At 68.3% G+C, this 26,507-nt stretch carries 23 protein-coding genes; 11 read left to right on the top strand and 12 right to left on the bottom strand.

The genetic code is table 11. The features are described from left to right. Positions 1-48 precede the first annotated feature (48 nt). Both NX02_RS26315 and NX02_RS26310 read left to right on the top strand, forming a co-directional pair. On the top strand, positions 49-1,419 hold the full coding sequence (locus NX02_RS26315; RefSeq protein WP_025295149.1) for a glycosyl transferase family protein: 1,371 nt from the start codon (positions 49-51) through the stop codon (positions 1,417-1,419). After that, positions 1,416-1,880, top strand: a complete 465-nt coding sequence (locus tag NX02_RS26310; RefSeq protein WP_025295148.1) for a hypothetical protein — start codon at positions 1,416-1,418, stop codon at positions 1,878-1,880. Before NX02_RS26315 ends, NX02_RS26310 begins: the two co-directional genes overlap by 4 nt. Here the strand turns inward: NX02_RS26310 and NX02_RS26305 are convergent. Further along, positions 1,869-4,049 carry a S8 family peptidase gene (locus tag NX02_RS26305; protein WP_025295147.1) on the bottom strand — a complete coding sequence of 727 codons (2,181 nt, stop codon included), beginning with the start codon at positions 4,047-4,049 and terminating at the stop codon, positions 1,869-1,871. The genes NX02_RS26310 and NX02_RS26305 overlap by 12 nt on opposite strands. 269 nt (positions 4,050-4,318) lie before the next feature. Between NX02_RS26305 and NX02_RS26300 the strand changes: the two genes are divergently transcribed. Then, complete coding sequence (locus tag NX02_RS26300) at positions 4,319-4,987, top strand: pyrimidine 5'-nucleotidase (protein WP_025295146.1); 669 nt, start codon at positions 4,319-4,321, stop codon at positions 4,985-4,987. A 2-nt stretch (positions 4,988-4,989) separates the two neighbouring features. Then, positions 4,990-5,826 carry a 2,3,4,5-tetrahydropyridine-2,6-dicarboxylate N-succinyltransferase gene (dapD, locus tag NX02_RS26295; protein WP_025295145.1) on the top strand — a complete coding sequence of 279 codons (837 nt, stop codon included), beginning with the start codon at positions 4,990-4,992 and terminating at the stop codon, positions 5,824-5,826. A gap of 136 nt (positions 5,827-5,962) precedes the next feature. Here the strand turns inward: dapD and NX02_RS26290 are convergent, their stop codons facing one another. From NX02_RS26290 to NX02_RS26275, 4 genes are all read right to left on the bottom strand, one after another. Further along, entirely contained in the window at positions 5,963-6,244 is a 282-nt protein-coding gene (locus NX02_RS26290; protein WP_025295144.1) for a DUF427 domain-containing protein, read from the bottom strand. Positions 6,245-6,299: 55 nt separating this feature from the next. After that, positions 6,300-7,148: a PhzF family phenazine biosynthesis protein gene (locus tag NX02_RS26285; protein ID WP_342671285.1), complete on the bottom strand. Its 849-nt coding sequence runs from the start codon at positions 7,146-7,148 to the stop codon at positions 6,300-6,302. A 140-nt stretch (positions 7,149-7,288) separates the two neighbouring features. Beyond that, positions 7,289-8,485, bottom strand: a complete 1,197-nt coding sequence (locus tag NX02_RS26280) for an alkaline phosphatase (RefSeq protein WP_025295142.1) — start codon at positions 8,483-8,485, stop codon at positions 7,289-7,291. A gap of 337 nt (positions 8,486-8,822) precedes the next feature. Beyond that, positions 8,823-9,431, bottom strand: a complete 609-nt coding sequence (locus NX02_RS26275) for a TlpA family protein disulfide reductase (protein ID WP_342671284.1) — start codon at positions 9,429-9,431, stop codon at positions 8,823-8,825. Between the two features lie 16 nt (positions 9,432-9,447). On the opposite strand from NX02_RS26275, the gene argH reads away from it, so the two are divergent. Both argH and NX02_RS26265 read left to right on the top strand, forming a co-directional pair. Continuing rightward, complete coding sequence (argH, locus tag NX02_RS26270) at positions 9,448-10,815, top strand: argininosuccinate lyase (RefSeq protein ID WP_025295140.1); 1,368 nt, start codon at positions 9,448-9,450, stop codon at positions 10,813-10,815. 12 nt (positions 10,816-10,827) lie between these two features. Beyond that, the gene (locus NX02_RS26265) at positions 10,828-11,070 is read left to right on the top strand and encodes a hypothetical protein (protein WP_025295139.1); all 243 of its coding nucleotides are present in this window, start codon (positions 10,828-10,830) and stop codon (positions 11,068-11,070) included. 13 nt (positions 11,071-11,083) lie between these two features. On the opposite strand, the gene NX02_RS26260 is transcribed toward NX02_RS26265, so the two are convergent. Both NX02_RS26260 and NX02_RS31840 read right to left on the bottom strand, forming a co-directional pair. Further along, complete coding sequence (locus NX02_RS26260) at positions 11,084-11,509, bottom strand: type II toxin-antitoxin system VapC family toxin (RefSeq protein ID WP_025295138.1); 426 nt, start codon at positions 11,507-11,509, stop codon at positions 11,084-11,086. Continuing rightward, the gene (locus tag NX02_RS31840) at positions 11,509-11,751 is read right to left on the bottom strand and encodes a type II toxin-antitoxin system Phd/YefM family antitoxin (RefSeq protein ID WP_084718104.1); all 243 of its coding nucleotides are present in this window, start codon (positions 11,749-11,751) and stop codon (positions 11,509-11,511) included. The genes NX02_RS26260 and NX02_RS31840 overlap by 1 nt, the downstream gene beginning before the upstream one ends. A gap of 135 nt (positions 11,752-11,886) precedes the next feature. Here NX02_RS31840 and lysA point away from each other — a divergent pair, with 135 nt between their 5' ends. Together lysA and NX02_RS26245 are read left to right on the top strand one after the other, a co-directional pair. Next, complete coding sequence (gene lysA, locus NX02_RS26250) at positions 11,887-13,152, top strand: diaminopimelate decarboxylase (RefSeq protein WP_025295136.1); 1,266 nt, start codon at positions 11,887-11,889, stop codon at positions 13,150-13,152. Between the two features lie 96 nt (positions 13,153-13,248). Continuing rightward, a complete protein-coding gene (locus NX02_RS26245) occupies positions 13,249-14,274 on the top strand; it encodes a M28 family peptidase (protein WP_169787215.1) in 1,026 nt (341 codons plus the stop codon). A gap of 15 nt (positions 14,275-14,289) precedes the next feature. Here the strand turns inward: NX02_RS26245 and NX02_RS26240 are convergent, their stop codons facing one another. Both NX02_RS26240 and putA read right to left on the bottom strand, forming a co-directional pair. Further along, positions 14,290-15,438: a GGDEF domain-containing protein gene (locus NX02_RS26240; RefSeq protein WP_053000718.1), complete on the bottom strand. Its 1,149-nt coding sequence runs from the start codon at positions 15,436-15,438 to the stop codon at positions 14,290-14,292. 117 nt (positions 15,439-15,555) lie between these two features. Next, on the bottom strand, positions 15,556-18,690 hold the full coding sequence (gene putA / locus NX02_RS26235; RefSeq protein ID WP_245648709.1) for a bifunctional proline dehydrogenase/L-glutamate gamma-semialdehyde dehydrogenase PutA: 3,135 nt from the start codon (positions 18,688-18,690) through the stop codon (positions 15,556-15,558). Between the two features lie 83 nt (positions 18,691-18,773). Between putA and NX02_RS26230 the strand changes: the two genes are divergently transcribed. Beyond that, complete coding sequence (locus NX02_RS26230; protein ID WP_025295132.1) at positions 18,774-19,253, top strand: Lrp/AsnC ligand binding domain-containing protein; 480 nt, start codon at positions 18,774-18,776, stop codon at positions 19,251-19,253. Between the two features lie 15 nt (positions 19,254-19,268). Here NX02_RS26230 and NX02_RS26225 read toward each other — a convergent pair whose 3' ends face one another. The 3 genes from NX02_RS26225 to NX02_RS26215 all read right to left on the bottom strand — a co-directional run bounded on the left by NX02_RS26225 (position 19,269) and on the right by NX02_RS26215 (position 23,916). After that, positions 19,269-20,051 carry a DUF899 domain-containing protein gene (locus NX02_RS26225; RefSeq protein WP_039996848.1) on the bottom strand — a complete coding sequence of 261 codons (783 nt, stop codon included), beginning with the start codon at positions 20,049-20,051 and terminating at the stop codon, positions 19,269-19,271. 230 nt (positions 20,052-20,281) lie between these two features. Beyond that, positions 20,282-21,562 carry a glycoside hydrolase family 130 protein gene (locus NX02_RS26220; RefSeq protein WP_025295130.1) on the bottom strand — a complete coding sequence of 427 codons (1,281 nt, stop codon included), beginning with the start codon at positions 21,560-21,562 and terminating at the stop codon, positions 20,282-20,284. A gap of 29 nt (positions 21,563-21,591) precedes the next feature. Further along, positions 21,592-23,916, bottom strand: coding sequence for a glycosyltransferase family 4 protein (locus tag NX02_RS26215; RefSeq protein WP_084718358.1), 2,325 nt, complete (start codon positions 23,914-23,916; stop codon positions 21,592-21,594). Between the two features lie 197 nt (positions 23,917-24,113). On the opposite strand from NX02_RS26215, the gene NX02_RS26210 reads away from it, so the two are divergent. Beyond that, positions 24,114-25,400, top strand: coding sequence for a thiamine pyrophosphate-dependent enzyme (locus tag NX02_RS26210; RefSeq protein WP_025295128.1), 1,287 nt, complete (start codon positions 24,114-24,116; stop codon positions 25,398-25,400). A 5-nt stretch (positions 25,401-25,405) separates the two neighbouring features. Beyond that, positions 25,406-26,410 carry an alpha-ketoacid dehydrogenase subunit beta gene (locus tag NX02_RS26205; protein ID WP_025295127.1) on the top strand — a complete coding sequence of 335 codons (1,005 nt, stop codon included), beginning with the start codon at positions 25,406-25,408 and terminating at the stop codon, positions 26,408-26,410. Positions 26,411-26,507: the final 97 nt, after the last annotated feature.

The following is a 26,507-nucleotide window of genomic DNA, read 5'->3' as shown; positions in this document are numbered from 1 at the left end:
GATCCATTATGGATGAAAACTGCGGGAAGGTACGGGGGGAATGGTCGATTGGATGCGGCGCTGGAACTGGCGGGCGGGATCGCGCACGAACTCGCGCTGTTCGCGGCGATCGCCTTCCTGATCGGCGGCGTCGACGACCTTGCCGTTGACCTGCTGTGGCTGGGCCGCACCGGCTGGCGGCGCCTGACCGGCGCGCCGGCCGCACCGGCGCTCCCCGCGCCGGTGCGGCCGGGCTGGCTCGCGGTGTTCGTGCCCGCGTGGGACGAGGCGGCGGTGATCGGCCAGATGCTGCGCGCGGCCCTCGCCCGCTTCGACCATCCCGACTATCGCATCTATGTCGGCTGCTATCCCAACGATCCCGAAACGCTGGAGGTGGTCCAAGCCGTCGCGGCGCGGGACTCGCGCGTCCGCCCCGTCATCCACCGCCGCGAGGGACCGACGACCAAGGCGGATTGCCTCAACGGCGTGTGGGCGGCGCTGCTCGCCGACGAAGCGGCGCGGGGCGAGCGGGCCAAGGCAATCATCCTTCATGACGCCGAGGACGTCGTCCATCCCCAGGAATTGCGCCTGTTCGACCGGCTGATCGAGGCCCATGCGATGGTCCAGATCCCGGTGCTGCCGCTGGCGGTGCCCGGATCGCGCTGGGTTTCGGGCCATTATCTCGACGAGTTCGCCGAGGCGCATGGCAAGCAGCTCGTCGTCCGCGAACAGCTCGGCGCGGCGGTGCCCGCCGCAGGGGTCGGCTGCGCGTTCGAACGCGACATGCTGGAGCGGATCGCCGACGGCCGCCACGATGGCCCGTTCGATGCCGACAGCCTGACCGAGGATTATGAGCTCGGCCTCAGGATCAGCGCGCTGGGCGGGCGCGGCACCTTCGCGCGGCTTCGCGCCGCGGATGGCAGCCTGATCGCCACCCGCGCCTACTTCCCCGCCACGCTCGATGCCGCGGTCCGCCAGAAGGCCCGCTGGGTGACGGGGATCGCGCTGCTCGGCTGGGAGCGGCTGGGCTGGACGGACAGCCTCGCCGAAAGCTGGATGCGCATGCGCGACCGGCGCGCGCTGCTCGCCGCCATCACCATCGCGGTCGGCTATGTCGCGGCCTTCCTCGCGACCGGCACAGTGCTGGCCGGGACAGCCGCCGGAAAACCCACCGGCGAGATCGGCCCCGGGCTGGCGCTGCTGATCAACATCAACGCCGCGCTGCTGATCTGGCGGATGCTGATGCGCGGGCTGTTCGTGGGCAACGCACATGGCTGGCGCGAAGGACTGATCTCGATCCCGCGCGCCGCGGTCGCCAACCTGATCGCGATCCTCTCGGCGTGGCGCGCGCTCGGCCGCTATCTGGCGATCAAGCGCGGCACCGCGCCGCAATGGGACAAGACGGCGCACGCCTTTCCCGATATCAGCGTACCGCTATGAGCGCCTTCGCCGCCCCGCCCGTCCGCTTCCTCGTCGCCGTGATGGCGTTGTGGACGGGTGCGCGCGCCACCGCGCTGATGTGGGAAGAAGGCGTGGTCGATCCCGCACGGCGCGGCGCGACCGAGTTCGTCGCGCTCGACCCGCCGAAGGTACCCGCCATCGTCGCCGCGCCCGAACCGGCGGTGCAACTCGCGATGGCGGAGCCGGCGGCGCGCCCCGCGATCGTCCCCGCCGTGCTGATGGCGGCCGCGCCGCCGACCGAAGCGCCGGCCGACCCGGCGCCCGCCGAACAGGGCAGCGTCGATCCGGAAGCGCTGCTGCTGATCGCCAGCTATGGCGGCCCGCCGCAGCTGCCGCTGCCCGAGCCCGCACCCGCAGCCGATCCGCAGCCCGCGTTCGCTGCGCCCGCCCCGGTGGTGCTGGCGCTCAACACGATCGCGCCGGTGCTGTCAGAAGCCTAAGGTGAAGCGCAGCGCAGCGCCGACATCGTCGTCCAGCGCCGCATAATTGCCGGGATCGCTGCGCAGGAACAGGTTGGCGCCGATCCGCCCCCGGCCCAGCGGCCGATCGTAGCGCACCTCATAATCGAGCTCGCGGCCGGTCGGCGCAAGGTTGACGCGCTGCACCGCATAGCCGGTCACGCCCGTCGCATAATCATAGCCCGCCGGCAGGCTCAGCATCAGCCCGCCATCGGCAACGCGCAGTGGCTGCGCGAAGCGGACGGCGATCGCATCGCCGCCGCCGAACAGCCCGCGCTTCCCCGCATCGACGGAGAAAGCGGTGGTGCGGAGCGTGGCGCCATCGACCAGCGCGCCGGCGCGCGGCACCTGGGTCCAGCCCTGCCGGTAGGAGGCGCCGAGGCTCCAGCCATGGCCGCCCTGCCAGCGCGCGCCGCCATCGACGAACCAGCTCCGCCCCGCCCGCGCGCCGAACAGCGCGTCGAAGCGCGCGCCGATCACCGTCTCCTGCTCGATCATCCGCGTCGCGCCAAGGCTGAGCGCGAGCCCGCCCAACCGCCGGTCGAGCGTGACCGAGGTCGCGCTATAGCCATAGCGGCGAAACCGGTTGCGCAGCGCATCGATGCCCTCCCGGCTGTAGACCAGCGCATTGCCGCGCTCGGCGGCGACGGTCAGCCCCAAGCGGCCGATGCGGTGGCTGAGCGCGAAGGCGCTGTCGCTGCGCTGCTCGAACCCGGCATCGCCCGCGGCATCGCGCGCGACGAGGAAAGCGGGGCTGCCGCGGCCGCCCATCGCCGCAACCAGCGCGTCGGCGCCTTGCGCGATCGCGAAGCGAATCTCGGTCGAGGCGCCGAGCCGTGTCGCGACGCTGCCCGCCATCGCGCGCGCCTGGCGCGCTTCGTCCCCGCTCAGCAGCAGCCGCTCGACCGCTACACCGTCGCGGCCCGGCGCGATGGTGAGCGCCAGGGTCGTGCCGCCGGCGCCGATCGCGGCGCTGCGCCCGGTCGCCTGCAGCGCGGAGACGAGCGCGGTGCGCGGGGTCGCGCCGCGGATCGCGGGGGAAAATTGCATGCCGAACGCGCGCGCATATTTGTCGAGCACCACCGCCTGCAGGCTCTCGCCCCCCTGTCCGGCATCGCCCATCGCGCTGGACAATGTCGCGCTGGGATCGAGCGACACCGGCACGCCGCTGCCGGCGAGCGCGGTCTGCCCCTGCGGCTGGAAGGCGCGGCCGATGTCGAGCAGCCCCCTGCCATAGACGGGATCGACGCCGGCCGCGCCGGCATCGCGCGCGGTGCTGAGCAGCAGCTCGACGAGCTGCTGGCCGGTCATCGTCGGAAAGGCCTGCGCGAGCAGCGCGATCGCCCCGGCGACGTGCGGCGCCGCGAAGGAGGTGCCGTTCCACAGGAAGGTCTGGCCGCTTTCGTCATTCGCCTGAACGCGCTCGCCCAGCGCGGTGACGTAGACGTTCTGCGCGCTGCCCGCGCGGTTGCTGAAATCGGAGATGGTGCCGGCCGCGTTGGTCGAACCGGCGACGATGATCAGGCCGCGCGCAAGCGCCGGATCGAGCGCGACGCGCGCAAACGGATCGATCTGGTCGGCGCTGTCGTTGCCGGCCGAAAAGACGATGACGACCCCTGCCGCGGTCGCGCGCGCGATCGCCTGCTGCAGCACCGGCGCCGCCGCGCCGCCGCCCAGCGAAATGTTGACGACGCGCGCGCCCGCGCCAGCCGCGACGTCGAGCGCGCGGGCGATGGCGGGATCGGGGTGCGTGCAGCCATCGTCGGGATTGCCGGGATCGTCGGCGGCGCAGCTTCCCGGCTCGTCGGTGCGCAGCACGAGCAGGGTCGCGTCGAACGCCACGCCATGGACCTGGCTGTCATTCTTCGCGGCTGCCAGCACCGTCGACACCGCCGTGCCGTGCCCGCCGGCATCCTGGATCGAGGCGTTGCCCGCGGTGTCGCGCGACAAGGGGCTGATCCGGCCGGCGAATTCGGGGCTGTCGATGTCGATGCCGCTGTCGATCACGCCGGCCAGCACGCCCCGGCCGGTCGCGCCCGCCTGATAGGCAGGAATCGCGTTGGCGAGCACCAGCCCGCGCGAGGCGCGATATTCGGCGGTGCTGAAGGGGTTGGCGGGGGTGGGCGTCGGGGTGGGAACGGGCGTCGGCACGGGTGTTGGAGTCGGAGTCGGCGTCGGTACGGGGGCCGGCGTGCTTCCCACACCCCCGCCTCCCCCGCCGCAACCATCGACCAGCACGGCCGCAAGCGAGAGAAGGGCAAGGCGACGCAAGGCTGGACCGGACATTTCGATACCCCCCGGACACGGCCAAACACTCCACCATTCGGCCCCGCCGGAGCGTAGACCCGCCGCATCGGCGGCGAAAGCGCTTTGCGCCACAATGGACGTAGCGGCGCTCCGGCGCTAAGCGCACCCCCACCATGCCGCCTGAACTCGCCCACATCCGCACCTGGATCTTCGATCTCGACAACACGCTCTATCCGGCGTCGGCGGACCTGTTCGGGCTGATCGACCAGCGGATGACTGCCTTCGTCGCGCGGCTGCTCGATCTCGATCCGGTCGAGGCGCGGCGGGTGCAGAAGGACTATTTTCGCAACCACGGCACCACCCTTTCGGGGCTGATGTCGGCGCACCATGTCGATCCCTACGAATTCCTCGACTATGTCCACGATATCGAGATGGACGCGCTGGCCGAGGACCGCCGGCTGGTCCGCGCGGTGGCGCGGCTGCCCGGCCGCAAGCTCGTCTTCACCAATGGCGACGTGCCTTATGCACAGCGCGTGCTGCAGCGGCTGGGTCTCGGCGAATCGTTCGAGGCGATCCACGACATCCACGCCTGCGCCTATCAGCCCAAGCCCAACCCTGAGAGCTACCGGACGATGATGGCGGCGCTGAACGTCGATCCGGCGACCGCGCTGTTCGCGGAAGACATGGCGCGCAACCTGCGGCCCGCCAAGGCGCTGGGGATGACCACGGTGTGGGTCAACAACGGCTCCGAGATGGGCGATATCGACCATGCGCATGATTTTATCGATTTCGAAACCGCCGATATCGGCGCCTGGCTGGATGAGATCCTGGGGGACGAATGACGATGACGACCGACCTGCAATCGACGATCGAAACGGCGTGGGAAGCCCGCGATACGCTGGGCTTCACCACCACCGGCGCGGTACGCGAGGCGGTCGAAGACGCGCTGGCGCTGCTCGATTCGGGTGAGAAGCGGGTCGCCGAGCCGGGCGCCGACGGCTGGGAGGTCAATCAGTGGCTCAAGAAGGCGGTGCTGCTGAGCTTCCGCCTCAACGACAATGCGGTGATGCCCGGGCCGGGTGCGGCGGCCTGGTGGGACAAGGTGCCGCTGAAGTTCGACGGCTGGGACGAGGCGCGTTTCCGCGACGCCGGCTTCCGCGCGGTGCCGGGCAGCGTCGTCCGCCGCGGCGCGCACATCGCCAGGGGCGTCGTGCTGATGCCGAGCTTCGTCAACATCGGCGCCTATGTCGGCGAGGGCTCGATGGTCGACACCTGGGCGACGGTCGGCAGTTGCGCGCAGATCGGCCGCAACGTCCACCTTTCGGGCGGCGTCGGCATCGGCGGCGTGCTCGAGCCACTGCAGGCCAATCCGGTGGTGATCGAGGATGATTGCTTCATCGGCGCACGCTCCGAAGTGGTCGAGGGCGTGATCGTCGAACGCGGCGCGGTGCTCTCGATGGGCGTGTTCATTTCGTCGACCAGCAAGATCGTCGACCGCACCACCGGCGAGATCTTCGTCGGCCGCGTGCCGGCCTATTCGGTGGTCGTGCCCGGCACCCTGCCGGGCAAGCCGCTGCCCGATGGCACGCCCGGCCCGGCGCTGTCCTGCGCGGTGATCGTCAAGCGCGTCGACGCGCAGACGCGTGCGAAGACGGGGATCAACGAACTGCTGCGGGATTGATCGATTTCAGCCCTTCCTCTTCAGAGGAGGGGTTGGGGTGGAGGCGAGCGGAGCGAGCTTCCGGCAACGCCGGAAAGCAGCGCCGCCCCTCCCGTTCCCTCCCCTGAAAGGTCCTGAAGGGGAGGGATTATGAAGCTCACCCCACGTCCACACCCTTCCAGAACGCGATCCGGTCCCGGATTTCGTCCGCCGCCGGCTTGGTCTCCGGATAGTACCAGGCCGCATCGCGGTTCTCGGCGCCATCGACGACGAGGCTGTAATAGCTCGCCGTTCCCTTCCAAGGGCAGACGGTGGTCGTCCCGCTCGGCACCAGCAGTTCGGCATTCACCGCGTCGCGCGGGAAATAATGATTGCCCTCGACGACGATGGTCTCGTCCGATTCGGCGATCGTCGCGCCATTCCACACTGCCTTCACCATGATCGTCTCCTCAGCATATGGCCGAGATGGGGTCGCGCAGGCGGATTGCCAGAGGTCAGCCGGCGTCGAGCGTGCCGGCCACCATCGTCCGCACCCGGCCGCCGATCCACGCGACATCCCCTTCATAGTCGACGAACACACGGCCGCGGCGGCCGAGGCGCGTGCCCTGCGCGGCGATATAGGCGTCATCCGCGCGGCCGGTCTCGCGCAGCCACATCGCGACGGCGGCGTTGAAGCTGCCCGTCACCGGGTCCTCGATCAAGGTGCCGGTGGCATCGCTGAAGATGGTGCGGATTTCCCAGTCGACCGGTGCGCCCGCGGGATGCGCGCCGACCAGGCCGATCTCGATGCGGGCCTCGTGGAAGCGCAGCGGCTCGACGGCGAGCACCGCCTCCGCCGACTTCAGCATCACCCCGATCCAGCCGGGGCCATTGTCCGCCCAGCGGCATTCGACGATATCGGCCGGATCGATGCGCAGCACCTCGACCACCTGGTCGAGCGCGACGGCATCGACCGCGCCGGCGCGCAGCAGTGGCGGCGGCGCGAAGGCGAGGCGTTCACCATCCCGTCGGATCGGGATCAGCCCGGCGCCGCACTGCTGGACGATCCGGCCCGCGTCGCGCGGCACGCCGCCGGCTTCCAGCCAGGCATGGCAGGTGCCGAGCGTCGGGTGACCGGCGAAGGGCAGTTCACGCTCCAGCGTGAAGATGCGCACGCGATAATCCGCGCCCGGCGCGGTCGGGGGCAGCAGGAAGGTGGTTTCGGACAGGTTGAACCAGCGCGCCATGCGCTGCATCGTCTCGGGGTCGAGCGCTTCGGCGGCATGGACCACCGCCAGCGGATTGCCCGAGAAGGGACCGTCGTGGAACACGTCCACCAGCCCGTAGCGCCTGTCGATCATCATCGCCTCCATTAACCGAGCCGCTGGATGGCGCCATTCCCGTGCTGGTAACAGAGACAGTTCAGTACGATTCCGTCAAACCGTACTGGCAGGATCGATCGAATGGGCGGCCAGCGATGTGCCGGCCGCCCCATTCACCCCGTTCAGTCCTCGCGCGTCCAGCCGAAGGCGGAGAGCATGATGTCGAACAGATGCGTATTGGCGAAGAAGCCATGCACCTGCTCCGCGCCCGGGCCCGAGGCGGTGACGATCACTTCCTCGCCGGTATGGCCGTCCTCAACGCTGATCACGCCGTTGGCGGCGGCGGTCGCGCCGGGCTTGGCGGCCTCGGCCGCATATTGATCCGCCAGCGGGGTGCCGCGGGTGCCGCCGCCCATGCGCAGCCCGAAGCTGTGATCGGCGGTGAACAGGATCAGCGTGTCTTCGCCGGCAACCTCGCGGACGCGGCGGATCATGTCGTCCATCTCGGTGACGTGACGCAGCCCCGCTTGCGGATTGTCGGTGTGCATGTCCCACTCGACCATCAGGAAATAGCCCTTGGGGTTGCGCGCGAGCTGGCCGATCGTCGCCTCGACCGCGGGAATCGGTTCGAAATCGCTGTCGCGCAGCACCGCAGCGCGACCCGCCTCGCGAACCAGCGCCGGGTCCTCGCCATAGCGATAGCCGGCCGCCGCGAACGCCTGTTCGGCGGTCGTCTGCCGCGCGGCGAAGGAGGCGGTTGCATCCGCGCGGCCCTTGCCGATCAGGATGTCGACGCCATTGCCGAAGCGCGGCGCGAGCATCTGCCGGAAGATCTCATCCTTGTTCTTGCGCGTGCCGACATGGGCGTAGCAGGCGGCCGGCGTCGCATCCCAGATCGGCATGTTGGTGACGACCCCCGTCGAGAGCCCCCGCTGCTCGGCATATTCGAGCAGGGTCTTGACCGGGGTCACCGTGTCTCCGGTGCCGGTCGGCACCGCCGAGACCATCGAATTGTTGGTCTTTCGCCCGGTCATGATCGCGGTCATCCCCGCGCCCGAATCGGTGACCCACCGGTTGAGCGACGAGGTGTCGGACAGGCCGAGATAGGGCATGGTGTGGAGGAACAGCGACTGCGGGCGGTTGTTGGCGAGGATGCCGGCGGCACTGATCGTCGGCACGCCGCCGGCGTCGCCGAGAAAGAGGATGACGTTGCGCGCCTTCTTCGCCGGCGTGGCCGGTTGCGCGGGCTTCGCGCCCTTTGCTTCCTTCGCCGGCCGGGCCTGCTGCGCCCCGGCGGACGCGCCGCCGCCGACCAGAAGCGCGCCGACCATCAGGTGGGCGAGGATCGATCGCTTCTGCCTGTTCCCGAACATCTTCATATATTGTCTCCTTGTCGGGGATAGCGGGAAGCCGCGCGCCGAATGAGGTGCGCGTCCAACCCCGCCTGATTGTCTTCGAGCGCCAGCAGAACCGCCGGGCCGCCGGCCGTGGCCGATCGGAAGGCACATCGTCTTGACCGTCCCCGTTCTCGCGCAGGGAGCAGATGCGGCCCCGCACCGGCGATTGCGACCAGCTGCTGAAATTCGTCGCGACCGTCTGCCGTCAGCCGCCGTCGGATGGCGACCTAGGCAGCGCGATTGACGTTTTTGTGACAGCCTCGGACCGTCAGCGAAATTTAACGGCGATCCGCGCGCCCGCCCACCGTGGGCGAGCCGCCTACCCGGCCTTCTTGTCGAGCACGTCCACGAGCAGCGTGTTCGCGCGCGGACCATCCCAGTTCATGCCGCCGACGACGCGCCACACTTCCTTGCCCTCGGCATCGAACAGCACCGTGGTCGGCAGCATGCCGGTGGCGAAGGCGAAGCCCAGGCCGCTTTCCTGATCGAGATAGGGCTGGAGGTGCCTGAACTTCCGCTGCGCGAAGAAGTCCGCGACCAGTTCCGGCCCCTTGCTGTCCTGGCTGACGGTCAGCACCGTCATGCGGTCTCCCGCGCGCTCCGCCAGCGTATCGAGCGTCGGCATCTCGGCGACGCATGGCCCGCACCATGTCGCCCACAGATTGACCAGCACCGGCTTCCCCTTGAAGTCGGCGAGCGTCACCGTCTTGCCGTTGGGCGCGATGAAGGCGTCGGCGGGCGCGGGGGCGCCGCGCTTCGAGATGTCCAGCGTGCCGGTGAACTCGCGACCGCCGCCAGCCGGCGCTTCGGCGCTGGCGTTGGCGTTCGCGCTGTTCGCGGCTGCTTGCGGCGCATCGCCCGATTGCCTATCGCACGCGGCGATCAAGGGCAGCAGCATCAGAGGGAGAAAGGTGATCAGCGGCCGCAAGGAAAGCTCCAACAGCATGTGGGGCGGGCGCTTTGCCGAAGGCCCGGCATCGGTCATGCGCGAGATAAACGCCTCGATCCCCTTCGACAAGCGGATGTGGCAGCAGGACATCGCCGGATCCAAGGCGCATGTCGCGATGCTGGGCGCGCAGGGCATCGTCGCCGCCGACGACGCGCAGGCGATCGGCGCCGGGCTCGATCGCATCGCCGATGATTATGCCGCCAACGGCGTGCCGGTGGACCTCGCGCTCGAGGACATCCACATGGCGACCGAGGCGCGCCTCGCCGACCTGATCGGCCCGACCGCCGGCCGCCTGCACACCGCGCGCAGCCGCAACGACCAGGTCGCGACCGACTTCCGCCTGTGGGTGCGCGACGCCGTCGACATGGTCGGGAGCGGGCTGAAGGGCCTCCAGGCCGCGTTGCTGGCGCGCGCGGAAGAACATGCCGCGAGCGTGATACCGGGCTTCACCCACCTCCAGGTCGCGCAACCGGTGACGCTCGGCCATCATCTGATGGCCTATTTCGAGATGATCGCGCGCGACCGCAGCCGCTTCGCCGATGCCCGCGCGCGGATGAACCTGTGCCCGCTCGGCAGCGCGGCGCTCGCCGGCACCGGCTATCCGATCGACCGCCACGCGACCGCGGCGGCGCTCGGCTTCGACGGTCCGACGCGCAACTCGCTCGATTCGGTCAGCGATCGCGACTTCGCGCTCGACTATCTGATGGCGGCGACGCAGTGCGCGCTCCACCTCTCGCGCCTCGCCGAGGAGGTCATCATCTGGGCGAGCCAGCCCTTCGGCTTCGTCAAGCTGTCCGACGCCTGGTCGACCGGCTCCTCGATCATGCCGCAGAAGCGCAACCCCGACGCGGCCGAGCTGGTCCGCGGCCATGCCGGGCGGATCATGGGCTGCATGACCGCGCTGTCGGTGACGATGAAGGGCCTGCCCCTCGCCTATTCGAAGGACATGCAGGACGACAAGCCGCCGGTGTTCGAGGCGCACGACCTGCTCGGCCTCTCGATCGCGGCGATGACCGGCATGGTCGAGACGTTGCGCTTCGACACGGATCGCATGCGCATTGCGGCGATGGCCGGCTTCTCGACCGCGACCGACCTTGCCGACTGGCTGGTGCGCGATGCCGGCCTGCCCTTCCGCGAGGCGCATCATGTGACCGGCCGGATCGTCAAGCGCGCCGAGGAAAAAGGGATTGGCCTCGCCGACCTCTCGCTCGACGAACTGAAGGCAATCGACGAGCGTATCGACGAGCGGCTCTATGCGCTACTGACGGTGGACGCGTCGGTCGCCAGCCGGGCGAGTTTCGGCGGCACCGCGCCCGACCAGGTGCGCGCGCGCATCGCCGAGGCGAAAGCGGCGCTGGATTGAGGGAGTAAGCGGGTGAAGCGTGCGATCCTTGGAACGGCGGTGCTGCTGGCGCTGGCCGCCTGCGGCAGCCGCGAAGCGCTGACCCCGCCCCCCGGCACGTCGATGCCGCCGGCCGCCGCCGGCGACCCGACACCGCCGACCGCGGAGGAACTGGTCACCCCCGACACCCAGTCCCGCCCCGCCCGCAGCGACGAACTCCTTCGCCGCTCCGAGCAGCGCAAGGACGACCGCTTCGACCTGCCCCCGCCCGGTTGAGGCGTAAGAAGGGTCAGTTGATGAGCTGCGTAGGCGCGCCCAGCGCTGGGCCAGCCGCCGCAAGTCGGCGATCGAGCGTGTGAAGTATCGCACCGTGCGACGATGCTACGGCAAGGTGCAGCGCATCGCCGGCGCGGAGACCGACTTGATGCTGGTCGGCAAATGTCGCAGCCAACCGGAAATGACGGCTGACCACAGGCAGCACCGAAAAGCTGCTTGCCACGAGCTGATTGAACTTGGCCAGCGCTGCCGCGCGTTGTGCGAGATCGACCTGACCGGTCCGCAGCTTGATGGAAAGCGCAGAGGATAACTCGCTTATTGTCCAGTCGCTGATCAACAACTGCTCCGGGTCCTGCGCCTCCATCCATAGCTGGACTCGCGACGTCATCGGTTCATGGACGACCGCTGCAACGATCAGCGACGTGTCGAGATAGAGCATCAGTAGCGGTCTTCATCCCGCATCATCCGCACAAAATCTGCGGCACCCACCTCTTGCAAGGGCATTGCGTCCGTCAGGGCACGAAGTTCGGCTGCGTTGACGCGCTGGCGAGGTCGATCGACCGCTGTAAGACGCGCGACCGGCTTACCACGACGCGTTATATCGATCGTGTCTCCGGCCTCAACGCGATCGACCAGTTCGCTCAGATGCGCCTTCGCGTCTGCGAGACTTACCCTGTTCATGACGACCTCCTGACCATCTTGATAGTCATATAGGTTGAATCTGCAGCAAGCGCCACTGGCCGTGGCGTCCTCGCGCCAATCGATCGGTCGGTTTTTCCTCCCGATTCCGCAACAATCCGCTAAAGCGCGCCCGTCATGGATCATTTCACCCTCATCGATGGCGTGATGCACGCCGAACAGGTTCCGCTCCCCGCCATCGCCGAGGCGGTGCAGACGCCGGTCTATGTCTATTCGACCGCGACGATCGAGCGGCATGCCCGCGTGTTCTGCGAGGCGGTGGCCGGGTGCGGCAACGGCACGCCGCTGGTGGCCTTCGCGGTGAAGGCCAATCCCAACGGCGCGGTGCTCGCGACATTGGCGAAGGCCGGGCTGGGCGCGGACGTCGTCTCCGAGGGCGAGTTGCTGCGTGCGCTCCATGCCGGCGTGGCGCCGGAGAAGATCGTCTTTTCGGGGGTGGGCAAGACCGCGGCGGAGATGGCGCGCGCGCTCGATGCGGGCATCGGCCAGTTCAACCTCGAATCCGAGCAGGAAGCCGAGATGCTGTCGGCAGTCGCCGCCGCCAGGGGCGCGACCGCGCAGGTCGCCTACCGCATCAATCCGGACGTCGATGCGGGCACCCACGCCAAAATCTCCACCGGCAAGTCCGAGAACAAGTTCGGCATCCCCTACGACACCGCGCTTGCCGCCTGTGATCGCGCGCGGGCGATGCCGGGGCTGCAGGTGCGCGGCGTCGCCGTCCATATCGGCAGCCAATTGACCGATCTCGCGCCTCTGGAGGCCGCGTTCGGCCGGGTCGGCAAGCTGATCACGGCGCTGCGCGCAGCGGGGCATGACATCGTCACCGCCGATCTCGGCGGCGGCCTCGGCGTGCCCTATGATCCCGCCAAGCCCGCGCCGCCGAGCCCCGAGGCCTATGGCGCGATGGTTCGCCGCGCGACCGAGGGCTGGAACGTGCGGCTGATGTTCGAGCCGGGGCGATTGATCGTCGCCAATGCCGGGGTGCTGCTGACGAGGGTCATCCGGGTGAAGCCGGGCGTCACCAGCCCGTTCGTGATCGTCGACGCGGCAATGAACGACCTGCTGCGCCCCAGCCTCTACGACGCCTGGCACGACATCCGTTCGGTCACCCCGCGCGACGGCGAGATGACCGCGACCGTGGTCGGCCCGGTCTGCGAGAGCGGCGACACCTTCGCGACCAGGCGCGCGATGGGCGCGGTCGAGGCGGACGACCTGATCCTGTTCGCCACCGCCGGCGCCTATGGCGCGACGATGGCGAGCACCTACAACAGCCGGCCGCTGACCCCGGAGGTGCTGGTATCGGGCGATCGCTGGGCCGTGGTGCGCGAACGGCCGCCGGTCGAGGCGCTGATCGAGCAGGACACGCTGCCCGACTGGCTGTGATCAAACGCTTTTCTCTTCGGAAACGGAGCGAAAAGCGTAGCGCCGCTTTCCCGACCCAGCGCTAGCCTGCCGCCCAAAGAGGGGAGAGCCGATACCATGGTCCTGCGATCGATCGGTGTACGGCCATCGCGCATCGTCGCGATGGCGCTCATCCTGCTTCTGTTCGGCACGCCGGTCGCCGCCCTGCTGTGGGCGACGGCGGTGCCGGGCAGGTCGCACAAGGGTCCGTTGCCCGCGATCAGCGCCGAACAGCGGCTGCTCGCCGAACGCCTGACGGCGCATGTAACGGCGATCGGCACCACGCCGCACAATGTCGGCCACCCCGAGGCGCTCGATCGCGCGGCGGGCTATATTGAGCGGCACCTCGCCGGCCTCGGCTACGCCGTGCATCGCCAGCGCTTCCAGCCCGACCTGCCGATCGTCCGCAACATCGAGGTCGTGGTCGCGCCGCGCACGACGTCCGCGCCGACATTGGTGATCGGCGCGCATTACGACAGCGCGGGGGATGCGCCCGGCGCGAACGACAATGGTTCGGGCACCGCCGCGGTCATCGAACTGGCGCGGCGGCTGCGCGCGCTCGACGGGCGCTCGGCGCTGCGCATCCGGCTGGTGCTGTTCGCCAATGAGGAGCCGCCCTTCTTCGAGACCGAGGGGATGGGCAGCGTCGCCTATGCACGGCGGCTGAAACGATCGGGAGAGCCGGTCATCGGCATGATGTCACTGGAAACGATGGGCTATTATTCCGACCGGCCGGGCAGTCAGCATTATCCGCCGCCGCTGAGCCTGCTCTACCCCGGCACGGGCAATTTCATCGCCTTCGTCGGCACCACCGATTCGCGCGATTTCGTGCGCCATGCCGTCGGCACCTTCCGCGCGACCACGCCCTTCCCTTCGGTCGGCGGCACCGCGCCGGCCTTCGTGCGCGGCATCGACTGGTCCGATCACCGATCCTTCGCTGCGGTCGGGATCCCGGCGCTGATGGTCACCGACACGGCGCCGTTCCGCTATCCCTATTACCACGCCCAGGCGGACACGCCGGACAAGCTGGATTATGGACGACTGGCGCGGGTCACCGAGGGGCTGGAACGGGTGGTGCGCGCATCGGAGAAAGAGGCGCGCTGAATCGCATCCGGCCGTTCAGCGTTGAACGATCACCGTGTCCCGGCCGGCATGCTTCGCCTCATAGAGCAGGCCGTCCGCGCGGTGCATCAACTGGGATAGGGGTTCGGCATGCGCGCGTTCGGCGATGCCGGCGCTCAGCGTCGCCCGGAATGCCGCCGGCAGGCCGTCGAATGCCAGCCGGGCGAAGCGCGCGCGCACCGCTTCCGCGACGAGCCCCATCTCGGCCGCGTCGCTTCCCCGCCGCAGCATGGCGAACTCCTCGCCCCCCAGCCGCCCGATCAACATGGCCGGCGACGCGAAGCTGCCCAGAAGATCGGCGAGCGCGCAGATCACCACATCGCCCGCGGCATGGCCGAACCGGTCGTTGATCGACTTGAAATGGTCGATGTCGATCATCACCACCGCGACATCGCCGCCATCGCGGCGCGCGAGAAGCTGCCTGGCACGATCGTCGAAGCCGCGTCGATTGAGCAGCCCCGTCATCATATCGGTATCCGCCTGCAATCGCGTGGTGATCAGCATCTCGCGCATCACGACGAGGATCAATTGCAGGCCGGTGGCGATCAGCAGCACGCCCGATGTCACCTGGGAGATCAGCGCATAGGTGCTGCCGGCATAATCGCGCGCGGTCTGGCCGGGATGGAACCAGGTCGCGATCGACGGCTTGAGCAGGAAATGGCCGGACAGCAGCGCGAAGATCGCGAACAACGCGATCGTCCAGCCATCGCGCCGACGCGAGGCGAGGACGATGCCAGCGCACACCGCCAGCATCGCCGCGAAAGGCAGTTGATAGAGGAACTCATAGGCGAAGCTCCCCCGCGCGCCGCCCCAGATCGCCAGCCGTAGCGCAAAGGATGCGGCGAGCAGCCCGCACAGCAGCCGCCATGGCGGACGCAGGCCGAAGAAGCGCGACAGCCCGATCGCCATCAGGAAGAAGGCGGTGACGAACGCGGCATGGCTCAGCCACACGAATGGCGCCGGCGCCGGCACCAGCGGGATCAGCAATTCGCTGGCGGGCGTCAGGATGCCGACGGCATAGGTCAGCGCGAACAGCAGCACGTTGCGGTGGCCGCGATCACTGAGGCCGATCAGCAGAAACGCGATCGCGAACAGCAGCGCGAAGGCAATATTGCCTGACAGAGCGAACGCTGCACCCGTCATCATCGCCCGCCCTCGCGGACATCCGCGAAGGCTGCCCCCCCAAAGACTGCAGCGCGCGGCCCATCCTGCGCGCTGCAACGCCGTATTACATCCCGGGGTTAAGGATACGTAGCCAAGGACTCACAGACTCATCAGCGCGGGATCGCCCCCCTGCGCGGTGATGTTGACGGACAGCGCGCGCTCGACGGCGAAGCGCAACAGCGCGTGCGGGCCGCCCGCCTTGGGGCCGGTGCCCGACAGCCCCTCCCCGCCGAAGGGCTGCACGCCCACCACCGCGCCGATGATCGAGCGGTTGACGTACATGTTGCCCGCCGGAACCAGCGCCCGCACCTCCTGCGCGAAACGATCGATGCGGCTGTGGACGCCCAGGGTCAGGCCATAGCCCCGCGCCGCCAGCCTGGCCGCGACCTGCGGCAGTTCGCCCGCACGATAGCGATAGACGTGGAGGATCGGGCCGAACACCTCGCGTTCGAGGAAGTCCGCGGTCGGGATCTCGGCGATCACCGGACCGAAGAAGCTGCCCTTCGCGCCAAGTCCGCCGACGTCGCGCCGCGCGACGATCTTCGCCTCGCGCTCCAGCCGCGCGACATGCGCCTCCAGCGCCTCGCGCGCCTCGGCATCGATCACCGGACCGATGTCGGTCGACGGGTCGGCGGGGTCGCCGGTCACCAGCGCGTCGAGCGCGCCCTTCAGGGTGGCGATCGTCTCGTCGGCGCTTTCCTCGGGCAGATAGAGCAGGCGAAGTGCCGAGCAACGCTGGCCGGCCGAGCCGAAGGCAGAGAGGATGACATCGTCCACCACCTGTTCGCGCAGCGCCGTCGTGTCGACGAACATGCCGTTGAGGCCGCCGGTCTCGGCGATGAACGGCACGATCGGGCCACGCCGCTCGGCCAGCGTTCGGTTGATCGCCCAAGCGGTTTCGGTGCCGCCGGTGAAGGCGACGCCGTCGATCCCGGGATGCCTGGTCAGCGCCGCGCCGACGGTGGCGCCGTCGCCCGGCAGCAGCGCCAGCAGCGCCGGATCGAGCCCGGCCTTGTGGAAGAGCCGCACCGCAGCGGCGGCGATCAGCGGGGTCTGTTCGGCGGGCTTTGCGAGCACCGCATTGCCCGCCGCCAGCGCCGCGGCGATCTGGCCGGTGAAGATCGCCAGCGGAAAATTCCAGGGCGAGATGCACACGAACAGGCCGCGCCCGCGCAGTTCGAGCTGGTTGGTCTCGCCGACGGGGCCGTTCAGCGGCTCCAGCCCGACGAACTGGCGCTCGGCGAGATGCGCATAGTAGCGGCAGAAATCGATCGCCTCCCGCACCTCGGCGACGCCGTCGTTGAGCGTCTTGCCCGCTTCGGCGGACAGCAGCGCGATCAGCGCGTCCATCTCGCGCTCGAGCGCGTCGCCCATCGCGCGCAGCACCGCGGCGCGGCCGGCACCGCCGGCGCGATCCCATGCGGGCTGCACCTTGCGCGCAAGCGCGACCGCACGGTCGATATCGGCCGGCGTCGCATCGCTGACGGTGCCGACGACGCGCGCGCCGTCCGCGGGGCTCGCGACCGGCTGGCCCGGTGTCACGACCAGCGCACCGCCGACGATCGCGCCGGATACGAAGCGCTCGTCGCGCGCCGCATCGGCGGCAAGCCGCGCCGCCTGGCGCGCGTCGAACAGCGAATAGTCGCGGCCGAGCGGGGTGATCCGGGCGAGGCCATAGATGTCGGCAGGCACCGGGATGCGCGGATGCCGGCCGGGCTGCGCCTCGACCAGCGCGATCGGGTCGCGCACCACATCCTCCACCGGAACCCGCTCGTCGAGCAGCGCGTGGACGAAACTGCTGTTCGCGCCATTCTCCAGCAGGCGGCGGACGAGATAGGGCAGCAATTCCTCATGCCCGCCGACCGGCGCATAGGCGCGCAATATGATGCCGCCATAGCGCGCATCCGCCGCGGCATAGAGCGCCTCGCCCATGCCGTGCAGGCGTTGATGCTCGATCGTCACGCCGTTCGCGGCCGCCATATGGCGCACCGCCGCCAGGGTGTGGGCGTTGTGGCTGGCGAATTGCGGATAGAGATCGGGCGCGGCGTCGATCAGCGCCTTCGCGCAGACGAGGTAGGAAAGGTCGGTCGCCGGCTTGGTGGTGTAGACCGGATAGTCCGGGCGCCCCGCGATCTGGCTGCGCTTGATCTCGCTGTCCCAATAGGCGCCCTTGACGAGGCGGACCATGATCCGCCGGCCGCTCTCGCGCGCCAGACGGGCGAGCCCGGCGATGACATGGCGACCGCGCTTCTGATAGGCCTGCACCACGACGCCGAGGCCGCGCCATGCCCCCAGTTCGGGCTCGCGGACAAGCCGCTCGACCAGCTTGAGCGAGAGGACGAGGCGATCCGCTTCCTCGGCATCGATCGCGAAGTTGAGGTCGTAACGCGCGGCGATCAGCGCCAGCCGCTTCACGCGCGGATAGAGTTCCTCCATCACCCGCGCTTCCTGCACCGCTTCGTAGCGCGGGCTGAGCGCCGACAGCTTCACCGACACGCCATGGCCCAGCTCGGGCCCGGCGCCGTCCGCCGCCTTGCCGACCGCGATGATCGCATCGGCATAGATCGTCTCGTAGCGCTCGGCGTCGGCGGCGGTGCGCGCGCCTTCGCCCAGCATGTCGAACGAGCAAAGCGTCTTTTCCTTGCGCGCGCGCGCCAGCGCGTCGGCGATGGTGCGGCCGAGCACGAACTGCTCGCCCATCATCTTGACCGCGGCGCCCACCGCCTGGCGGATCACCGGCTCCCCCACGCGCGCGGTCAGCCGCTTGAAGAAGCCGCCGAAGTCGCGCCGCACCTCCTCGTCGACATCGACCAGCCGGCCGGTCAGCATCAGCCCCCAGGTCGAGGCGTTGACGAACAGGCTGTCGGACTTGCCGATATGGCTCGCCCAGTCGGCAGCGCCGATCTTCTCGGCGATCAGCCGGTCGCGCGTGTCGGCATCGGGGGTGCGGAGGAGCGCTTCGGAAAGGCACATGAGCGCCAGCCCCTCGCGCGTGCCGAGCGAGAATTCCTGCAGGAAGCTTTCCACCACACCCTGCTTCTTCACGGACTGCCGCGCCGCGGCGACAAGCGCCGCGGCTTCGGCTCCGATCGCGCCGCGGTCCGCCGGGCTCAGCGGGTTGGCGTGCAGCAGCTCGCGGATGACGTCGTTCTCGGGCGCATATTTGGCGTCGTCGATCGCATCCCAGGCGGAAATGTCGTTGAGCATGTCGGGCAGGACTCCGGCGCGGGCCAATCGCCCGTCAGATCGCCAGCATATACTTTCCAATGCCGAATGTGCTTCGTAAGTAGCCCTTCCACGCCGAAGGATTTGAAGCAATGGCGCCGCGCACCAAAGAGTCTTCGATCGATGAAACCGATCGCCGCCTGCTGCGCGTGCTGCAGGAGGATGGGCGGATCACCAACCAGGATCTGGCGGCGCGCTGCGGCCTCTCCCCTGCAGCGGCCTTCGAGCGGGTCAAGCGGCTGCGCGAGACCGGCGTGATCACCGGCTTCGCCGCGGCGCTGGACCCGGCAAAGCTCGGCCGCGCGCTGCTGATCTATGTCGAGATCCTGCTCGATCGCACCACCGACGATGTCTTCACCGCCTTCGCCGAGCATGTCCGCCGTGTGCCCGACGTGCTCGAATGCCACATGGTGGCCGGCGGGTTCGACTATCTGCTGAAGGTGCGCGTGGCAGACATGGACGCCTATCGCACCTTCCTCGGCCATGAGATCGGCATGTTGCCGGGCGTGCGCGAGACGCGGACCTATGCGGTGCTGGAACAGGTGAAGAGCACGACCGCGCTGCCGATCTGAGGCAAGGCGGCAAAGCTACTCCCTGTCCTCCCGGAACGCCGCCTCCCCGGCATCCGACACCTCCACCCATTTCCGGTCGGGCGCGGCACCTGGCACATAGTCGTCGTGCCAGTTCCACCATTTGTAAGGACGGGATTGTGGGTAGCCCGCGGGGGAATCCTCCCACTCCTCCTGCCGGCCGAGCGCGGTGAGGTCGAGATAGCTCCACACCGTGCCGATTGCCTCATCACCGCGATTGTTGATGAAATAGGTGCGGAAGATGCGGTCACCGTCGCGGATGAACATGTTGTGGCCATGCCATTGGTCGACGCCGAAATCGGCGTCGAAATCGTCGGTGATCGTCACCCACGGTATCGTCCAGCCCATCCGCGCCTTCAGCCGGGCGAGGTCCGGCTGCGATGCGCGCGACGCGAAGACCAGGGTCGTGTCGCGCGCGTTGAGGTGCGCCGGATGGCTGACCTGATCGGCGACCATCGAGCAGCCGATGCAGCCATGATCGGGCCATCCATGCACGCCCGGCTCGAAGAAGGCGCGATAGACGATGAGTTGGCGGCGGCCCTCGAACAGGTCGAGCAGGCTCAGGCTCCCGTCCGGCCCCTCGAAGCGATAATCCTTCTCCACCGCCAGCCAGGGCATGCGCCGCCGCTCGGCGGCCAGCGCGTCGCGCGCGCGGGTGAGCGCCTTTTCCTTCACCAGCATCCCGGCATGTGCGGCCGCCCACGCGTCATGCGAGACGATCGGCGGCGCCTGCATGTCGGGCAGGTCCTGCAACGTCGCTGTTTCGGTCGATGATGTCATGGCGCTCACGCCTCCTCTCGGTTCACGGCATCGCCCTGCCATGCGGGCGTCAACCGCCGAGAGTGACAAATGTGGCGCGATTGGCGGGCGAACCGGCCGAGGCGGATGAGGACGGGCGACCCCGTATATCGAGCACGGCATCGGGACCGCCCTCATCCAACCCTGGCCGGTCGATTCATGCCGCCCGTGCCGTCATGCCCCCGCTCAACCGAACGAGAACACCCTCTCCATCACATCAATGCCAGCAATTCGCGCAGCGGAATGGTGGCGAAGGCCACCGAGCTGTCAGCGACGCCATAGGGCATGAACAGATCGTCTCCGACGCGCATCGCGCCGCAGGTGTAGACCACGTTGGGCACATAGCCTTCGCGATCCTCGTCGGCGGCCGAAAGGATCGGCTGCGAGGTGCGGCCGAGCACGCGGGACGGATTCTTGAGATCGAGCAGCACCGCGCCGATCGAATATTTGCGCATCGCGCCCACGCCATGCGTCAGCAGCAGCCAGCCCTCTTCGGTCTCGATGGGTGGCCCGCAATTGCCGATCTGGACGAGTTCCCACGGATAGCGCGGCTCGAGCAGCCGCACCCCTTCGCCCCAGGTGCCGATATCGTCCGATTCGAGCAGGAACAGGTTCTGCCCGTCCTGCCGGCCGATCATCCGGTAGGCGCCGTCGAAGGTGCGCGGAAACAGCGCCATACCCTTGTTGCGCGCCGCGGAGCCCTTCATCGGTACCAGATCGAAGCTCGCGAAATCGCGCGTGCGCAGCAGCTGCGACTCGATCTCGCGGCCCGAATAGGCAGTGTAGGTGCCGATCCACTCGACCGAACCGTCGGTGTGGGTGAATTCGACCAGGCGGAGATCCTCCAGCCCGTTGCGCTGCGCATCGGTGATCGGGAACAGCACCGTACCCGACAGCGAGCTGTCTTGATGGCGATAGACGGTGACGGGGCCATCCTGCCGCGCCACCGCAAGGTCGATCGCATGGCACGCCGTGGCGAAGGGCGGCTCGGGCGACAGTTCGAAGCCGCGGCCCGGCGAGATGATCCCCTCGCGGAACGCGATCGACGAGATATGGCCCTCGCCCACCGAGCGCAGCGACATCAAGATGCGGATCGCGCCGTTGGAAAGCCCGCTCTGGTCGGGATGGCGCACCACGCTGGGGTTCATCAGCGCGGCGGCGGCATAGCTATATTCGTGGCAGAAATAGGCGCCGATCAGTTCCTGCTTCTCCGGCCGGATCGTGCTGGCATCGAGCCCGAGATGGTCGGCGATCTGGCCGAAGCGCTGCACGAACACCTTGCGGGTCTGCCAGTGCCGCGCTTCGAAATCGCGAAAGACGAGGCCGAGTTCGGCGCGCACCGTGCGCATGTCCATCGCCAGCACCTCGGCGACGAGCTTCTCGGTGCGGCTGGGCGCATCGCTGGTGCGCTGCCACGGCAGATGGAAGGGACGCACCACCACCCGCGACGGATCGGCGAACAACTTCAACTCGTGATGGTACAGATCGAGCATCGTCCCCCCGCGCGCCAGCGGCGATCAGCTCAGGCGGCAACGACACCCGTCGCCCGACCCGTCGCCTGCGCGCCACATAGCTTACGAATGCTGCATGTCGCCAGATGAAAGGCAAGCACCGATTCGGCCCCCTGATTGTAATTGACCCCGCCGGGCATCAGCCCGTCGAAGCATTCGCCGTTGACCGGATCGGCCAGCGCCAGCCCCAGATCATTCTCGCCGCCGAACCAGCGATACGCGGTCATCGCCACGTCGCGCCAGCGCGCATCGCCGGTCGCGTCGAACGCGGCATCGCAGGCATCGATCGTCGCCCAGGCCTCAAGCGGCTGCTGGTCGAACGGCAGCGGCGGCTGCAACGCGCGGCCGAAGCTTTCGGTGCCGACCGCGCGGAAACGCCCTTCGGCGTTGGTCTGATGCGCGACGATCCAGTCCATCGTCTCGACCCCGCGCTTGACCATCACCGGATCGGCCAGTGCCCGCCCGGCGCGGAGCAGCGCCTCCGGCAGCCGGCAATTGTCATAGGCCAGGACGATCTCGAACCAGGCCCAGTCGGGCCGCACATTGGCATCGAGCAGCGCCATCAGGTCGGCGCCGAACTCGCGCAGGATGCGCAGCGCGCCGGCGTGCCCCGGATGCGCCTCCGCCATCGCCGCCGCGCCCAGGATCGCGAAGGCGCGCGCCCGCGGCGCGCCCAGCTTGAGCGCGTGGCCGGCGACCTGATCGAACAGGCTGGTCGCCCACCGCCTGAACTGCGGGCGGCGGGCGTCTCGTGCGGTCACCCCGATCGACCACAGCGTGCGGCCGAAACTGTCCTCGGACCCGCTCTCTTCAAGCCAGCGGCGATCGAAGGCCATGAAATTGCGGAAGGATCCGGTCGCGGGGTTCCAGGCATGCTGGACGAAGGCCGCATAAATCGGCGTCCAGCGATCATAGCGCGCATCGGCAAGCTGATCGTCGCGGCTGGTCAGCAACAGCGCGCGGGCGTTGTCGTCAACGCAGTAGCCGTGCGTTCGATCGGGAATCGAGAACAGGCTGTGCTGGAGCATCCCGGTCGAATCGCTCAGCCGTTCGATCGCGTCGAACGACACGTGATCGGGGATGTCGGGCCGGGCCTGGCGGAAGACCTGGCTCGCGCGCTTGCGACTCCGTCGCGCGCGGGCGAGCGGACGGAAAATGGCCATATGCGCATCGGCGGAGGACGACCAGACCATCGTCCGGCCGCGCGCATAGCTGCGCTCGCGCAACCGCGCCAGCGCGTCCGGATCGGCGAGCAGTCCGACGATCTCGGCGGCAAAGCCAGCCGAATCCCCGAACGGCACGAGTCGGCCGTCGCCGGTGCCGAGTAGTTCAGCGGCGTGGACATAGGGCGTGGAGATCACCGGCTTGCCGAGCCCGATCGCGTAGGAAAGCGTACCGGAGGTCACCTGTGCCGGATTGAGATAGGGGGTGACGTAGATGTCCGCCGCCGCCAGCCAGTCGAGAAGTTCCTCGGTCTCAAGAAAGGCGTCGACCCACAATATGTTGCCCGACACGCCGCGCGCTTCGGCCAGCGCCTTCAGCCGGTCGCGATAGGCCTCTCCCTCGTGGGCGACGAGGTGGGGATGGGTTGCGCCGAGCACCGCGTAAAGCGCATTCGGGAAACGCTCGACGACCGCCGGCATCGCCTCGATCATCGTCTCGATGCCCTTGCCGGGCGACAGCAGGCCGAACGTCAGAACAACATCGTGCCCGGCGAGACCCAGCTTCTCCTTCATCGGCCCGGTCGGCACGAACGGCCGGTCGGGAATGCCATGGGGGATGACGCTGATCTGCGCGGGATTGGCGCCATAGACGCGCACGAGCGTATCGCGGCCCTTGTCCGCCATCACGATCAGCCGGTCGGCAAGGCGCACGATCCGGTCCATGACGTGACGCTGTGCCGCATCCGGCGCGTCGAGCACGGTGTGGAGCGTGACCGCGACCGGCATCGACACGCGATCGAGCAGGCTGAGGATCAACTGTCCCGCATCACCGCCGAAAATGCCATATTCGTGCTGCAGCCAGACAAGGTCGGCGCCGCTGGCCTCGATCAGCCGCGCGGCCTCGAGATAAGCCTCGGGATCCTGTTGCTCGATCGCATGGACGACGGCATCCGGATAATCATAGCCCTGCCCGTCGTTCATCGCATAGACGTCAACGGCGACGCCCGGGAAACGTTCGGCAAAGGCAATATGAATGTCCGTCGTGAACGTCGCGATCCCGCACCGACGCGGCAAATAATTGCCGATCAGGGCGATGCGGCGAACGGCCGCGGCCTTGTCGCTGCCGCTATCGTTGGCGATCTTCGCCGTCCTATTTCGCTCCCGCAATGACATCTTCATCCACCTGTTCTCCGCAGCACAGCAACGACGATGGAATGATTCGGTTGCGTTCATGATGCACTGCAGCATCATTTATTGCAATGCGATGACGAGACTCCTGCCGGCCGGCTGGATTCGCGCGCCCGAATGCGGCTCGCCAGCGCCTTTGAAATTTTATAACAAGGCCCGAGAACAGCAAATTGGAGAGAGCCTTGGAAGGCGTGCCCGACCGCCGCAACCTGCCGCCGCTTCGGCTGCATGTACCCGAACCCCGGTTTCGCCCGGGCGATTCGGTGGATTTCGGCGACCTCGCCATCCCCGCCGCCGGTACCGCCCCCCGCCCCGCCGCCGATGCGGCACCGGACAGTTTTCACGACCTCGCATATACCATGGTGCGGGTACTCGACGACAATGGTCAGGCCGTGGGCCCCTGGGATCCTCGGCTGACGCCCGATCGCCTGCGCGCGATGCTGCGCGCGATGGCGCTGACCCGCGCGTTCGACGAGCGGATGTTCCGCGCGCAGCGGCAGGGCAAGACCAGCTTCTACATGAAGTGCACCGGCGAGGAGGCGGTGGCCGTCGCCGCCGCCTTCGCGCTGCAGCCCGACGACATGTGCTTCCCCAGCTATCGCCAGCAAGGCCTGCTGATCGCGCGCGACTGGGACATCGTCGACATGATGAACCAGATCTATTCGAACAGGGGCGACCGGCTGCAGGGCAAGCAGCTGCCCATCATGTATTCGGTGCGCGAGGCGAGCTTCTTCTCGATCTCGGGCAATCTCACCACCCAATATCCGCAGGCGGTGGGCTGGGCGATGGCGTCGGCCGCGAAGGGCGACACCCGCATCGCGGCCACCTGGTGCGGCGAGGGATCCACCGCCGAGGGCGATTTCCATTCCGCCTGCACCTTCGCCAGCGTCTATCGCGCGCCGGTGATCATGAACGTGGTCAACAACCAGTGGGCGATCAGCAGCTTTTCCGGCTTTGCCGGCGCCGAATCGACCACCTTCGCGGCGCGCGCGATCGGCTATGGCATCGCGGGCCTGCGCGTGGACGGCAATGACGCGCTCGCGGTCTATGCCGCGACCGAATGGGCGGCGGAACGCGCACGCACGAACCAGGGCCCGACATTGATCGAGCATTTCACCTATCGTGCCGAGGGCCACAGCACCTCCGACGATCCCAGCGCCTACCGTTCCGCCGACGAACGCAGCGAATGGCCGCTCGGCGATCCGATCGCGCGGCTCAAGCAGCATCTGATCGCGCTCGGCGAATGGGACGACGAGCGCCACGCAGCGATGGACCTCGAACTCGCCGAATATGTGAAGGCGGCGGCGCGCACCGCCGAGAAGAACGGCGTGCTCGGCCACGGCATGCACCAGCCGATGGAAACCTTGTTCGAGGGGGTGTTCGAGGAGATCCCCTGGCACCTCGAGGAACAGCGCGCGCAAATGCTGTCCGAATATGACGTCGCCGGCCGGCCGGGGGCGCGCAAATGAGCCGGATGAACATGATCCAGGCGATCAACAGCGCGATGGACGTGATGATGGATCGCGACCCCGCGGTGGTCGTGATGGGCGAGGATGTCGGTTATTTCGGCGGCGTGTTCCGCGCCACCGCGGGGCTGCAGGCCAAATATGGCAAGACCCGCGTGTTCGATACCCCGATCACCGAATGCGGCATCATCGGCGTGGCCGTGGGCATGGGCGCCTATGGCCTGCGCCCGGTGCCGGAGATCCAGTTCGCCGACTATATCTATCCCGCGCTCGATCAGCTCGTCTCGGAAGCGGCGCGGCTGCGCTACCGTTCCGCCGGCGAGTTCATCGCGCCGATGACGGTGCGCTCGCCGTTCGGCGGCGGCATCTTCGGCGGCCAGACGCACAGCCAGAGCCCCGAGGGCATCTTCACCCATGTCTCCGGCGTGAAGACCGTCATTCCCTCCACCCCCTATGACGCCAAGGGGCTGCTGATCGCCGCGATCGAGGACAATGATCCGGTGATCTTCTTCGAGCCCAAGCGCATCTACAACGGCCCGTTCGACGGCCATTACGACCGCCCGGCCCGGAACTGGTCGGCGCACCCCGCGGGCGAGGTGCCGGAGGGCTATTACCGCATCGATCTCGGCAAGGCGGCGATCGTCCGCCCCGGCGAGGCGGTGACGATCCTGTGCTACGGCACGATGGTCCACGTCGTCGCGAGCACGATCGAGGATCTGGGCGTCGACGCCGAGATCATCGACCTGCGCACCTTGCTGCCGCTCGACATCGAGACGATCGAGGAGTCGGTGAAGAAGACCGGCCGGTGCATGGTCGTCCACGAGGCGACGCGAACCGCCGGCTTCGGCGCGGAGCTTTCGGCGCTGGTGCAGGAGCGCTGCTTCTACCACCTCGAAGCGCCGATCGAGCGCGTCACCGGGTTCGACACCCCTTATCCCCACAGCCTCGAATGGGCCTATTTCCCCGGCCCGGTCCGCATCGGCGAGGCGCTCAAGAAGATCCTGAAGGACTGATCGCGATGAACCGCTTTCTCCTCTCCACCGTTCGTGTCGAGCGTAGTCGAGACACGATTTCCGCGGCCACAATGTCCCTCGACTGCGCTCGGGACGA

Origin of the sequence: Sphingomonas sanxanigenens DSM 19645 = NX02, assembly GCF_000512205.2 — a bacterium.
In the GTDB taxonomy this organism is placed as follows: domain Bacteria; phylum Pseudomonadota; class Alphaproteobacteria; order Sphingomonadales; family Sphingomonadaceae; genus Sphingomonas_D; species Sphingomonas_D sanxanigenens.
The sequence above is the reverse complement of the archived record's forward strand: the minus strand, read 5'-3'. Positions and strand labels throughout refer to the sequence as shown.

What these genes read in the sequence shown, in the direction of transcription:
- NX02_RS26310 (WP_025295148.1), top strand. Translation starts at nt 1,416, where the DNA reads ATGAGCGCCTTCGCCGCCCCGCCCGTCCGCTTCCTCGTCGCCGTGATG.
- NX02_RS26300 (WP_025295146.1), top strand. Translation starts at nt 4,319, where the DNA reads ATGCCGCCTGAACTCGCCCACATCCGCACCTGGATCTTCGATCTCGAC.
- dapD (WP_025295145.1), top strand. Translation starts at nt 4,990, where the DNA reads ATGACGACCGACCTGCAATCGACGATCGAAACGGCGTGGGAAGCCCGC.
- NX02_RS26290 (WP_025295144.1), bottom strand. Translation starts at nt 6,244, where the DNA reads ATGGTGAAGGCAGTGTGGAATGGCGCGACGATCGCCGAATCGGACGAG.
- NX02_RS26285 (WP_342671285.1), bottom strand. Translation starts at nt 7,148, where the DNA reads ATGATGATCGACAGGCGCTACGGGCTGGTGGACGTGTTCCACGACGGT.
- NX02_RS26280 (WP_025295142.1), bottom strand. Translation starts at nt 8,485, where the DNA reads ATGAAGATGTTCGGGAACAGGCAGAAGCGATCGATCCTCGCCCACCTG.
- argH (WP_025295140.1), top strand. Translation starts at nt 9,448, where the DNA reads ATGTGGGGCGGGCGCTTTGCCGAAGGCCCGGCATCGGTCATGCGCGAG.
- NX02_RS26260 (WP_025295138.1), bottom strand. Translation starts at nt 11,509, where the DNA reads ATGCTCTATCTCGACACGTCGCTGATCGTTGCAGCGGTCGTCCATGAA.
- NX02_RS31840 (WP_084718104.1), bottom strand. Translation starts at nt 11,751, where the DNA reads ATGAACAGGGTAAGTCTCGCAGACGCGAAGGCGCATCTGAGCGAACTG.
- lysA (WP_025295136.1), top strand. Translation starts at nt 11,887, where the DNA reads ATGGATCATTTCACCCTCATCGATGGCGTGATGCACGCCGAACAGGTT.
- NX02_RS26245 (WP_169787215.1), top strand. Translation starts at nt 13,249, where the DNA reads ATGGTCCTGCGATCGATCGGTGTACGGCCATCGCGCATCGTCGCGATG.
- NX02_RS26240 (WP_053000718.1), bottom strand. Translation starts at nt 15,438, where the DNA reads ATGATGACGGGTGCAGCGTTCGCTCTGTCAGGCAATATTGCCTTCGCG.
- NX02_RS26230 (WP_025295132.1), top strand. Translation starts at nt 18,774, where the DNA reads ATGGCGCCGCGCACCAAAGAGTCTTCGATCGATGAAACCGATCGCCGC.
- NX02_RS26225 (WP_039996848.1), bottom strand. Translation starts at nt 20,051, where the DNA reads ATGACATCATCGACCGAAACAGCGACGTTGCAGGACCTGCCCGACATG.
- NX02_RS26220 (WP_025295130.1), bottom strand. Translation starts at nt 21,562, where the DNA reads ATGCTCGATCTGTACCATCACGAGTTGAAGTTGTTCGCCGATCCGTCG.
- NX02_RS26215 (WP_084718358.1), bottom strand. Translation starts at nt 23,916, where the DNA reads ATGTCATTGCGGGAGCGAAATAGGACGGCGAAGATCGCCAACGATAGC.
- NX02_RS26205 (WP_025295127.1), top strand. Translation starts at nt 25,406, where the DNA reads ATGAACATGATCCAGGCGATCAACAGCGCGATGGACGTGATGATGGAT.